This is a genomic window from Weeksella sp. HMSC059D05 (assembly GCF_001809725.1).
Classification (GTDB): domain Bacteria; phylum Bacteroidota; class Bacteroidia; order Flavobacteriales; family Weeksellaceae; genus Weeksella; species Weeksella virosa.
In genome coordinates this window covers 184,686-197,405 of sequence record NZ_KV798548.1, presented here as the reverse complement: position 1 = coordinate 197,405, position 12,720 = coordinate 184,686, and the positions used below count along the sequence as shown (strand labels likewise).

At 36.2% G+C, this 12,720-nt stretch carries 9 protein-coding genes; 6 read left to right on the top strand and 3 right to left on the bottom strand.

Going from position 1 to position 12,720, the window contains the following annotated elements:
• On the top strand, window positions 1-215 hold a 215-nt coding region (locus HMPREF2660_RS11080), incomplete at its 5' end, for a hypothetical protein (RefSeq protein ID WP_221403274.1).
• On the opposite strand, the gene HMPREF2660_RS09090 is transcribed toward HMPREF2660_RS11080, so the two are convergent.
• Window positions 172-1,197, bottom strand: a complete 1,026-nt coding sequence (locus HMPREF2660_RS09090) for a TerC/Alx family metal homeostasis membrane protein (protein WP_013598784.1) — start codon at window positions 1,195-1,197, stop codon at window positions 172-174. The genes HMPREF2660_RS11080 and HMPREF2660_RS09090 overlap by 44 nt on opposite strands.
• Window positions 1,198-1,296: 99 nt before the next feature.
• Here HMPREF2660_RS09090 and HMPREF2660_RS09085 point away from each other — a divergent pair, with 99 nt between their 5' ends.
• Both HMPREF2660_RS09085 and bshA read left to right on the top strand, forming a co-directional pair.
• The gene (locus tag HMPREF2660_RS09085; RefSeq protein WP_070486840.1) at window positions 1,297-3,003 is read left to right on the top strand and encodes a glycoside hydrolase family 3 protein; all 1,707 of its coding nucleotides are present in this window, start codon (window positions 1,297-1,299) and stop codon (window positions 3,001-3,003) included.
• A 73-nt stretch (window positions 3,004-3,076) separates the two neighbouring features.
• The gene (gene bshA, locus HMPREF2660_RS09080) at window positions 3,077-4,210 is read left to right on the top strand and encodes an N-acetyl-alpha-D-glucosaminyl L-malate synthase BshA (protein ID WP_070486839.1); all 1,134 of its coding nucleotides are present in this window, start codon (window positions 3,077-3,079) and stop codon (window positions 4,208-4,210) included.
• A 97-nt stretch (window positions 4,211-4,307) separates the two neighbouring features.
• On the opposite strand, the gene HMPREF2660_RS09075 is transcribed toward bshA, so the two are convergent.
• Window positions 4,308-6,065 (bottom strand): aromatic amino acid hydroxylase, encoded by a 1,758-nt coding sequence (locus HMPREF2660_RS09075; RefSeq protein WP_013598787.1) that lies wholly within the window; start codon window positions 6,063-6,065, stop codon window positions 4,308-4,310.
• A gap of 258 nt (window positions 6,066-6,323) precedes the next feature.
• On the opposite strand from HMPREF2660_RS09075, the gene lon reads away from it, so the two are divergent.
• Window positions 6,324-8,732 carry an endopeptidase La gene (gene lon, locus HMPREF2660_RS09070; RefSeq protein WP_070486837.1) on the top strand — a complete coding sequence of 803 codons (2,409 nt, stop codon included), beginning with the start codon at window positions 6,324-6,326 and terminating at the stop codon, window positions 8,730-8,732.
• Between the two features lie 61 nt (window positions 8,733-8,793).
• On the opposite strand, the gene HMPREF2660_RS09065 is transcribed toward lon, so the two are convergent.
• The gene (locus HMPREF2660_RS09065; protein WP_070486836.1) at window positions 8,794-10,035 is read right to left on the bottom strand and encodes an exo-beta-N-acetylmuramidase NamZ family protein; all 1,242 of its coding nucleotides are present in this window, start codon (window positions 10,033-10,035) and stop codon (window positions 8,794-8,796) included.
• Window positions 10,036-10,115: 80 nt separating this feature from the next.
• Between HMPREF2660_RS09065 and HMPREF2660_RS09060 the strand changes: the two genes are divergently transcribed.
• A complete protein-coding gene (locus HMPREF2660_RS09060; RefSeq protein WP_013598790.1) occupies window positions 10,116-11,345 on the top strand; it encodes an ABC transporter permease in 1,230 nt (409 codons plus the stop codon).
• Window positions 11,346-12,707, top strand: a complete 1,362-nt coding sequence (locus HMPREF2660_RS09055) for a pyridoxal-phosphate dependent enzyme (protein ID WP_013598791.1) — start codon at window positions 11,346-11,348, stop codon at window positions 12,705-12,707.
• The last annotated feature ends 13 nt before the right edge of the window (window positions 12,708-12,720 follow it).

The window sequence follows — 12,720 nt, the reverse complement described above, 5'->3', positions numbered from 1 at the left end:
TAAACTGTCGGAGTTTTTGGGGGATTTACAGGTTTTATATAGAAGCCGGAGATATAATTTTGGAGCAATATTTTACATGGGAAAAGTTCGTGCATTTGCTATCGATAGATTATGCCAAAAAAAGAGGATTGATTCTTCAACCCTCTTTTATTTATTTGATATTTTTATTAGTTATTTATCCGTTTGCTTCTTATTACTCACAAGGGAGAAAATAATTGATCCTACCAAAACAGTAGCTATAATGCCTAAAGAAATTATAGAGTCGAAATGGTAGAAGGGCATTATGAGCATTTTAACGCCAATAAAAGTTAGAATAATCGCTAACCCAAAATGGAGTTTATTGAATTTGTCCATCGAATTTGCCAAAAGGAAATACATAGAACGTAAGCCTAAAATAGCAAAAATATTAGAAGTATAAAGGATGAAAGGATCATCCGGAGCAACAGCAAAAATTGCCGGAATACTATCTACAGCAAAAACCAAATCAGTAATTTCTATCACCATCAAAGCAACAAAAAGTGGTGTTGCCATACGAACTCCATTTTGCATTGTAAAAAACTTTCCGCCGTCGATTTCATTCGTTACTTTGAAGAATTTATGTACTAACCGAACGCCCCAATTCTTGCTCAAGTCTTGGTTTTCATCTTCGTGATCAGATGACCAAGATTTTACGCCTGCAAGAATCAAAAAGAAACCAAAAAACGTAAGGATAATATTTACTTCTCGGGTTTCACCAAACATAGGAATATTTATGTAAGTATGCTTGATGATTTCTACACCTGCAAAAATAAAAATTGCACGGAAAAATAAAGCACCTAAAATTCCCCAAAATAAAACTTCATGCTGGTATTGTTTCGGAATTTTGAAAAAGGTAAATACCAAAACAAAAACAAAGAGATTGTCAACAGATAGTGCTTTTTCTATCCAATAAGCCGCTTGGTATTGGGAGAACTTTTCGATAGCAAAAGCATGACCGTCATCTGCCCGAAAAACAAAATAAATGATAGCACTGAAAATCATAGAAAGAGCAATCCATAAAATCGTCCAATTGAGCGCTTCTTTGTTGCTAATTTCATGAGGGTTTTTGTTAAAAACTCCTAAATCTAGCAAAAGCATAATAATTACCGTAATTCCGAAACCAATTATTAATCCTGGATGATTAAACATGTTGTCTTGTACGACACTGAAAATATTCATTTCAACTTTAATTTTTTTCTCATGCAATTTTACGGTATTTTTAGCACTTAAAACTGCAAAGAGTGGTTAATTTTAGAACATAAAATATTCTATTAAGATATGAAGAATTTTATCATAGTCACTATCACTGGTTTATTATTTTCAATATCGGTCAATGCTCAACGAAAACACCCACTGTATATGGATACCGTTCAACTGAAATGGGTAAATGATACATATGATAAAATGAGCATGGATGAGCGCGTAGGGCAGCTTTTTATGGTAGCTGCTTTCTCTAATAGAGATGCAGAACATGAAGCGGAAATAGAAAAATTGGTACGCGAAGAAAAAATTGGTGGCTTGATTTTCATGCAAGATCAGGCGGCTCGCCAAATCGAGCTTACAAATCGTTACCAAAAAATATCGAAAATTCCTTTGCTCATTGGGATGGATGCAGAATGGGGTTTGGCACAAAGGTTAAAAGACGTGAAGCGATTTCCATGGAATATTACTCTGGGTGCTTTGCGTAGAAATATTTTGGTCTATAACGTCGGGAAAAGTATTGCAGACCAAGCAAATCGAATGGGAGTGAAGTTTGATTTTGCTCCTTCAGTAGATGTAAATGTAAACCCAAACAACCCTATCATTGGGAATCGCTCTTTTGGTTCCGATCCAGAAAATGTTTGGCTGAAAGGAGAGGCTTTAATGCGTGGCTTACAAAAAAACAATGTTCTTTCTTCGGCTAAACATTTCCCTGGACACGGTGATACGGATCAAGACTCTCATATAACCTTACCAATCATCCATGCTAGCAAAGAAGAGTTGGAGAAATATCACATTAGGCCGTTCATGAAAATGATTCGCAGTTCTGTTCCCAGCATTATGGTGTCTCATCTCGATGTTCCTGCGTTAGACAGTTCTGGTGTGCCTGCCACATTGTCGTCAAAAATTATTACCGATTATCTAAAAGGAACCTTAAAATTCAGGGGAATAATTATAACTGATGCACTCAATATGGAAGGAGTGACAAAAGGACGTTCTGAAGGTGAAATAGATTATTTGGCTTTCAAAGCAGGAAATGATATACTTTTATTTTCTCAAAAAGTGAAAGATGGAAAAGCAAAAATCCTTGAGGGCTTAACCAATGGTAGTATTCCACAAGCACGACTAGAAGAAAGTGTGAAAAAAATTCTTTTGGCAAAATATAAGGTTGGTTTGACGAAATTCGAGCCGATTGATACTACAAATGTTTTAGAGGACCTTAATAAAAAAGAATATGCAGATTTAACTAGAAATATTTTCGAAGAAGCAACAACCTTGCTCAAAAACCAAGAAAATGTTTTGCCAATTGATGCCAAAAAACAACCGAGAATTGCTTTTGTTCCTTTAGAAAGAAAAGATTATCATCCATTCTTTCAGCGTTTGAATACTTTTTCTAAGGTAGATTTGGTCGAAATAGAAAGCGTGAAAGAATTATCAAAACTAAAAAAATATGACTATGTAATTATTGGAGCCTTCATGTCTGATGAAAACGTTTATCAACCTTATACTTTATCCAAAACATCGAAAGATATTCTAACGAAATTACCAGCAAACAAAAAATATTTCTTTTCATTGTTTACAAGCCCTTATGGGCTGAAGGATTTAGATGTAAGTAAAATAGATGCACTTTTGGTTCAATATCAAAATACTCTAGATGCACAAGAAGCTTCTGCAAAAGCTATTTTCGGAGAAATTGTCCCCAACGGTGTGCTGCCGGTTGATGTTAATTCTCAATGGAAAGCCGGAGATGGTATTCTACAATTGGATTATGTAGAATTTGAGTAATGAAATAGAGGTACTAATAATAACGTCACCTTTAGATAAAAGCAAAAAGAGTATAAAATAGTACATTTGGAATATGAAAATAGGAATTGTGTGTTACCCAACCTACGGAGGAAGTGGAATAGTTGCCACAGAGTTGGGAATGGATTTGGCAGAAAAAGGTCATGAAGTTCATTTTTTTAGCCTCAATGTTCCTGCTCGATTAAATATCAAATTGCCTAACATTTTTTTTCATCGAATCCATGTGGAAACTTATCCACTATTTCAATACCAGCCCTATGACTTGGCTTTAAGTACTATATTATACGAGAAGATTTTGCAATACCAGATAGATTTGGTGCATGTGCATTATGCAATACCTCATGCGTATGCAGCGTATTTTACCAAAAAAATGCTGGAAAGCAAAAACTATAAATTACCTATTATTACCACCTTACACGGTACTGATATTACATTGGTAGGCAAGCATCCGGTGTACAAAACAGCTGTTGAATTTTCGATCAATGAATCGGATATTGTGACATCGGTCTCAGAAAGTTTAAAACAAGAAACCTTAGCTGCTTTTGAGATTACAAATCAAATAATAGTAGTGCCTAATTTTATCGATAATGAACAATTTTTACCAGAGAAATGTGTGTGTTGCCGTGATCATTTTGCAGAACCCAATGAGAAAATAATCCTTCACGTATCCAATCTAAGAAAAGTAAAAAGAATCCAAGATGTCATTGATACGTTTTATTTGATACAACAAAAAATTCCGGCGAAACTCATTATCGCCGGAGAAGGACCTGAGTGGGAATTGGCCGATACAATGATCCAGGAGTATGGAATAGAAAATAAAGTAAAAAGCCTGGGAATGGTTAGTGATCTTGCCGATGTGCTGAAGTCTGCCGATTTGTTTTTATTGCCTTCAGCGCAAGAAAGTTTTGGTCTTGCAGCCTTGGAAGCAATGGCAGCAAGTGTACCTGTAATTTCGTCGAATGCTGGTGGAATACCAGAAGTGAATATCGATGGCTTAACAGGTTTTGTTTGCCCGATTGGCGATGTAGAACAGATGGCCGAAAAAGCAATTTATCTCTTGTCGAACGAAAAAGAGTTGATGAAATTTAGTCATGCCGCAAAACAAAAAGCGCTTACTTTTGATAAGAAAGCTATACTACCGCAATATGAACAAATTTATTTGAATGCTTTAGAGAAAGCAAATCATTAATTTGAGTTATTTTAGGGTAAGAGAAGAAATAAAGTAAAAAAGTTCGATAGACCTATCTATCGAACTTTTTTACTTTATTTCTTAAATTCATTTGATGTTAAATAGTTTCCTTTTCGAAAATAAGATCCAAGCCATCTGTAATCAAATGTTTAATTTTAGGATGATTGTGCTGATAGTTTTCTAGATAAGTAGTTGCATAACTCAACAACTCTTCATCATCTTCTAGATGTGCCAATTCTGTGATTTCTACCATAAGTAACCAATCATTTTCGTGATGCTCATTAATTTCTTTTGCGATTTTGTGTAAATCTATATTATCGGTAGGATGCTCTCTATACTTGCGAACTTGCTGATAAAGTTGCTCCAAGGCCAAGCGTTTTTCATTCTTCTTCGCTTTGATGGTTTTACTACTCGGCACATGAGAAATCAAATCAAAACTTTCATAATCCGCAGGCCCAGAATAAGCAGAAACAACTTCTTTCCCGATTGCCAAATCATAGATTCCCCATTCGGGTCTGAAAAGAATTTGATCTTTATACCGAACCGTACAATTCTTAAAGGAAATCAAAATTATTTTTCCCATCACATCGCGTCTTCCAGTAATAATTTCACCTTCGATTAGAAGACCGCCTTCAAACTCCAAATGTGTTGTTTTTCCCTCGTACAAATCATATGCCGCCAAATCTTTGGGGCTCATATCTTCGATCGCTAGATTAATGCCTCTAAGCTTACCTACAGCAGATCCAAAACCATCTTTATGAAAAGAAGTTCCATGGTTTATCAATTCTTTATTTCGGTAGGATAAAGCTGTAGGACCAGTTGTTTGATAATATATCGGACGACCTTTGTCGCTAATCACATTGGTGAAAACACCAGAAATCTGAATCCCTGTAGACAATTCAATTGTACCTAACGACTTAGATTCTATTAATTTCTCTAATCCACTTAATCCACCAGTTCGGATAGCCATTGTATTGGCAAATTCTTCTAGAACTACACTAAGATGGGCAAAGTCGGGTGTTACATATAGTTGAGGTTGAGGTTTGGTAATATCAAAACCTTGATAAGCTGCCGAAAGGTCATACGGTATTTTTTTCACTTCGTCTCGCATACACCAAGCAGATTCTCCGATAGAAGATAAAAGACCAGCTCCGTAGATTTTTGGTTTGTCGAGTTCGCCAATCAAACCATATTCTACCGTCCACCAATGTAGGTTACGGATAAGAGCCATCTCAGACGGTTCTACATTTTTCGCCTGCAACTCATCTACTTTTTTTCTTGCTCTGCTCAACTCTTCTTGTGGTGTGCCTTCTGCTTCTTCTAGAATTGATAATTCTCTTATAGCTTCGTATATTTCATAATCATGTGCAGACGAAATTGCTTTGCACCCTATTTCTCCAAATCGGCGTAAATATTCTGCATATTCCGGATTTGCAATAATCGGAGCATGACCAGCACCTTCGTGTATGATGTCGGGGGCAGGAGTGTATTCTATGTTCTCTAATTGTCTTATATCCGAAGCGATAACTAAAACATGGTACGCCTGAAACTCCATAAAAGCATTCGGGGGTATAAAACCATCAACGGCAACAGCAGCCCAACCAATTTCTTTCAAAATTCGATTCATCCCATACATATTCGGAATTTTGTCGATTTCTAAACCTGTTTTTTCTAAACCATCTACATAAGTATGATGCGCAACTCGAGAAAGATAATCTACATTTTTACGCATTACATAGCGCCAAACAGCTTGATTGATAGGAGAATACTCTTCATAATTTTGAGGTTTTATAAATTGTTTCAGGTGTGGTGGTAAACGATCAATCAAGGGATTCGATTCATATTGTGCTTCCATAACTTTCAGTCTTTAATTGCGAATGTTAAAAATAATAAAATTTTTATACATTCTATGTCAAAATTACAAGAAAAGTCGTTTGGCACCTGTTTTGTCTTCAGATAATAGCAGAAATAAATAGTTATAAGATTGTATTTTTGTATTTTATTGGTTTTTAAGGGTTTGTGTTTTGATGAATGCTAAATTTTGTCTTACAGAAATCTCAAAATAATTCTGCACGATTGTATAAACCGACAATTTGTCATTTTAAGCTTTAACATGGAAGAAGAAATAGAATTGATTCCTTTAATGAATAAGGAAGAAGAAAATAAATTACAAAAACAAAAATTACCAGATGTTTTACCGATTCTGCCGTTGCGCAATACGGTATTATTTCCTGGAGTTGTAGCACCAATTACTGCGGGGAGAGAAAAATCTATCCAACTGTTGGTTGATGCTTTTGAGCGAGATGGTTTGGTAGGAGTTGTTACGCAAAAAGATGAAAGTATCGAAGATCCCGCTCCCGAAGATTTATATCATGTTGGGACGCTTGCTAAAATCTTGCGAATGATAAAATTGTCCGACGGAAATATGACGGTAATTCTGCAAGGAGTAAAAAGTTTTCGGTGCACTAACATCGTAGAAGTGTACCCGTATATTGTGTCGGAAGTAGAAGGAATAAAAGAAAAGAACCCCAATTCTCGCAATAAAGAGTTCCCGTTAATAATTCAATCAATAAAAGATTTTTCTTTTCGGATTATTAATAACAATCCAATGATACCGAAAGAGGCGACCGAAGTAATAAAGAAAATTGAAAGTGGACGTTTTCTTATCAATTTCATAGCATCTAATCTTTCTTTTCCGACCAAAGTAAAACAAGAACTTTTAGAAGAAACTGATCTCAAAATGCGTGGATTAGAAGTTCTTCGGCATATGAACATCGAATTGCAAAAGCTAGAATTGCGCTCGAATATCCACAATAAAGTGCATGCTGTAATGGATCAGCAACAGAAAGAGTATTTTCTCAATCAGCAGTTGCGTACCATCCAAGAAGAATTAGGTGGCAATACGGCCGAAGAAGAAATAGATGAAATGCGTGCCAAAGCTAAAACTAAAAAATGGACAAAAGAAGTAGAAACACATTTCGATAAAGAACTTGGGCGGCTTACTCGCCTCAATCCACAAATGCCCGAACACAATATTCAGCGCAATTACCTCGAATTTTTGTTAGAATTGCCCTGGGATGAATATACCCAAGACCATTTCGATTTGAAGAATGCCCAGAAAATTCTCGATCGTGACCATTATGGATTGGACGATGTGAAAAATAGAATTATCGAACATCTGGCTGTATTAAAACTAAAAGGAGATATGCGTTCGCCAATATTATGTCTATATGGTCCTCCGGGAGTGGGTAAAACTTCCCTTGGGAAATCAATTGCCGAAGCTATCGGCCGGAAATATGTTCGCATGTCTTTGGGTGGTTTGCACGACGAATCAGAAATCAGAGGACACCGGAAAACGTATATCGGAGCAATGCCAGGTAGAATTATCCAATCGATAAAAAAAGCAGGATCATCGAACCCGGTTTTTGTTTTAGATGAAATCGATAAAATGTCTATCAGTGCACATGGAGACCCATCATCAGCGATGTTAGAAGTTTTAGATCCAGAACAAAACACAAGTTTCTACGATAATTATTTAGAAATTGGGTACGATATTTCTAAAGTATTTTTCGTAGCAACTGCCAATAATATAGGGAATATTCCTTCGCCTCTGCGCGATAGAATGGAGATGATTAATATCTCTGGGTATACAATCGAAGAAAAAGTAGAAATCGTAAAACGTCACCTTCTTCCAAAACAGATAGAAGATCATGGTATGAAAAAAGGAGATGTGGTGTTGAGTGATTCTATTATCGAATATATTATTACCGGTTACACCCGAGAAAGTGGCGTTCGGAATTTGAATCAAACCATTGCAAAAGTTGTTCGTTATGCTGCAAAAAATATTGCTATGGAACAGCCCTACGAAAAACAAATTACAGAAGATATACTTGCCGAAATTTTAGGGCCTTCTATCGTTCCAGAGCGGTACGAAAATAACGAAACACCTGGAGTAGTAATTGGTCTGGCATGGACAAGTGTTGGTGGTGATATTTTATTTATAGAATCTATTTTATCCAAAGGAAAAGGTGGTTTAACAATCACCGGGAACTTAGGGAATGTGATGAAGGAATCTGCAACCATTGCATTAGAATATATTAAATCGCATGCAGAAGAATATGCTATTCACCCGAAAATTTTCGAGCAATACAAAGTGCATATTCACGTGCCAGAAGGTGCAACACCCAAAGATGGGCCTTCTGCCGGGATTACGATGCTGACCTCTTTGGTTTCCTCTTTCACTCAACGAAAAGTAAAACCTAATTTGGCCATGACCGGCGAAATTACTTTGCGTGGTAAAGTATTGCCAGTTGGTGGCATAAAAGAAAAAATTCTTGCAGCTAAACGTGCCGATATTAAAGAAATTATCCTGTGCGAAGATAATAGAAAAGACGTACAGGAAATCAAAAAAGAATATATAAAAGGCCTAAAGTTCCATTACGTTCGTGATATGAAAGAAGTAATCGACCTTGCGCTGATGAAACAAAAAGCAAAGAATGCTAAAAAATTAACGGTAGAATAATTGGATAAAAAAAGAACTAAACAAACAAAAATGTCCGATCTCAAAATCGGACATTTTTAGTTTAATCTTTATACAGAAGATATTTTTGTCTCGTATTTCTAAAATTTTTCAAACCTTCTTCCCAAGTAGCTTTAATCTTTTCTTGCGTCAACCCCTTTTCTATTTGCATGCGTAACGCATCCGTCCCAGAAAGCTGATCGATCCAATAATTTTTTCCATTTTTGGTCCAGAAATTAGGTAAAGTGTTTTGTGTGTAAGCACGGATGAGCCAACGTAAATCTATTGCATCCAAATATGGTGTTTCGCTAAGATTCTCACCGAAACAAAGTTGATTTTTGAATTTCGGATCCGAAGCACCTTTTCGCGAAATCGGTGTATATTGATAAGGCATATTTTTTAGGTAAGGCGAACCATAAACCTGAAATTGCATTTCCGTTCCACGACCCTCGTTTACTTGTGTACCTTCGAATAGACAAGTAGATGGATAAAGGTTGATTGCACGGTCATTGGGTAAATTCGGCGAGGGTTTCACTGGCAAACTATATCGAGATTGATGAGTATAGTTTTTTAGCGGAATTACTGTTAATTTGGCTTTCTGTCGATTATTCAACCAGCCTTCTCCATTAATCATTTGTGCATATTCGCCGATTGTCATTCCATAAACTATGGGTACAGGATGCATCCCAACAAAGGATCTGAATTTAGGTTGCAAAATCGGGCCATCGATATAATGTGCATTCGGATTCGGGCGATCGAGTACAATTATTTCCTTGTTGTTTTCCGCCGCCGCTTCCATCACATAGTGCAAAGTAGAAATGTAGGTGTAAAATCTAGCTCCAACATCTTGCATATCAAACACCAAAACATCGATTCCGGATAATTGCTCCTTGCTAGGTTTTTTATTCTTTCCATAAAGTGATATAATCGGAATTTGTGTTTTTTCATCTACCGAAGAATTTACCATAGCGCCCGCATCAGCTTCGCCTCGGAAACCATGTTCGGGTGAAAAAATTTTCAAAACGTTTATTTTGTTTTTTAATAAAAAATCTACCAAATGCTCATGTTCTTGGTAGGATGATGGAGAAGTTTTGATACGCACAATAGAAGTTTGATTGGCAACAACCCCTATGTTTTTATGCTGTAGTAAAGCAATATAAGCTGCACTATTTTCTGCACCAGTAATAATTTCTAAACCATAATTAGATGGGCTACTGATCGATTTTTCTGTCGTTTTTTGTGCTTTTACACAAAAGCTTGTCGGTAGAAGTAAAGCAATTAATGTATATTTGACGAAGTTTTTCATCTCGATTATAAATATTTTTTCTCGGTTGAAAGATGAAGAATGTACAACCGAATGTTGGATCGTAAAAATAATAAAAGATATTGAACTTTACTTGGTGGTTCGCGACGAAAATAGCACGCGATACAAATCGTAAAAATAACTTAGCCGGCATTATCATTGGGATTGGGAGAGTGGCAGTGATTTTAGGGATTTTGGTTTCTATGATCACCATTTCTACCGGAGTAGGAGCACGCAAAGCAATCAAAAATAAGTTGGCCGATTTCAATGGGCATATTACCATTAGAAATTACAATAGTAATGTATCCCTCAACTCGGATTCGTTGTCGATTCATCAGCACTTTTATCCTACTTTTTCTCAGATTTCAGAGGTGGAGCATGTGCAAGCAATTGCGAATAAAAGTGGCGTAATTCGAACAGAAGAGACTTTTAGTGGTGTGGTTTTTAAAGGTGTCGGGCTAGATTATGATCAAACAAGATTCGAAGAGTTTTTGACCAAAGGAAGGTTCCCAAAGTTCAAGAATAATGAATTGTCGGACGAGGTTCTATTGTCAGAAAAAATGGCCAATGAACTAAAATTAGAGGTCGATAGTTCGTTTGTAATGTACTTCCTGAGAGACGACGCAAAACCGATTTATAGGCGTTTTCATTTGGTAGGATTGTACAAAACCGATATTAAGAATTTTGATGATATTTACTTGATTGGGGATATTCAACATATACAAAGATTAAACAATTGGGGACCAGAAACGGTTGGTGCTTTCGAAGTTTTTGTGAAAGATATAGAAAAAGTAGAGCAAGTAACCCATAAAATAAACGATGCTATAGGGTATAATTTATACGCAGAATCGGCAATGCAATCTTTTGCGCAAATCAGTGAATGGATCAATGTGTTTGATAAAAATATTGTCATCATTGTTATCATTATGCTTTTTGTAGTAGTGATTAATATGGTTATGGTGCTTTTAATTTTGATTTTAGATAGAACGCCTTCAATCGGATTGCTCAAAGCTTTTGGTGCTACCAATTGGCGAATAAGAAGGTTGTTTGTATGCTATGTTATTCTCATAATGATTCCTGGATTATTCATCGGTAATATATTAGGCATTGGCCTTTTATTGTTGCAGAAATATGCTAAAATTGTTCAATTACCTTCCGAAAATTACTATTTATCCTATGCGCCGGTTTATTTAGATATTAAATATATAGTGTTGTTAAATGTAGGAGCACTTGTAATTTGTGCAATTGTCTTACTTTTGCCTTCGTATATGATATCGAAAATCACCCCAACAAAAGCAATAAATTTTAGATAGATGAAATACGCAAATAATATATTAGAAACCATTGGTAATACGCCATTGGTAAAATTAAATCACATTGTACAAGATTTGCCTTGTACAGTTTTGGCAAAAGTAGAATACTTCAATCCAGGAAGTTCTTGTAAAGACCGCATGGCTCTGAAAATGGTCGAAGACGCCGAAAAAGATGGGCGCTTACAGCCCGGCGGAACCATTATCGAAGGGACCTCTGGTAACACAGGAATGGGATTGGCCTTGGCTGCAATTGTTAAAGGATATAAACTTATCTGTGTCATTACCGATAAACAATCCAAAGAAAAGATGGATATTTTACGTGCCGTAGGAGCCGAAGTAATTGTGTGCCCTACCGACGTAGAACCTGATGATCCACGCTCGTATTATTCGGTTTCTAAACGTTTGGCCGAAGAAACACCAGGCGGATGGTACGTGAATCAATACGATAATCCTTCGAACACTCAGGCAAATTATGAGCAAACTGGACCTGAAATTTGGGAACAAACCAACGGAAAAGTAACTCATTTCATTGTTGGGGTAGGAACAGGAGGGACCATATCGGGTGTAGCAAAATACCTAAAAGAACAAAACCCGAATGTGAAAGTTTGGGGTGTAGATACGTATGGATCTGTTTTCAAAAAGTACAAAGAAACAGGTATTTTCGATGAGAACGAAATCTATTCGTACGTTACCGAAGGTATCGGAGAAGATATTTTACCTAAAAATGTAAACTTCGACCTGATTGATGGTTTTACCAAAGTAACCGATAAAGATGCCGCTGTGTATACACGTCGATTGGCATTAGAAGAAGGTCTTTTTGTAGGGATGTCTTCTGGTTCGGCAATCAAAGGAGTTTTACAACTGAAAGAAAAATTCAAACCAGAAGATGTAGTGGTAGTTCTTTTTCATGATTCGGGTTCGCGTTATGTGGGTAAGATTTTTAATGATGAGTGGATGCGCGAACGTGGCTACTTGGATACAAAATATAAAAAAGTAGCAGATTTGATACAAAATCATATCGAAAAACCATTGGTAATCGTAAAAACAGAAGAGTTGGTTTCTCATGCGCTAGAACGTATGCAGAATTTCAAAATCTCACAAATTCCGGTAGTCAACACAGAAGGTTTTGTAGGGTCTTTGAGCGAAGTAAATCTATTTCAGGCATTTATCAAAGATCGTAATATTGCCGAAAAACCAATCAAAGAATTGATGGGGAAACCGTATCCGATTGTCGAATCTTCACAAACCATAGAAGAAGTATCAAAACTAATAACACCCGAAAATCAAGCTGTTTTAGTAAAATTAGACAATGGGAAATATCATATTATTACCAAATATGATATAATCAGAGCGATACAATAAAGAAAATAGAACC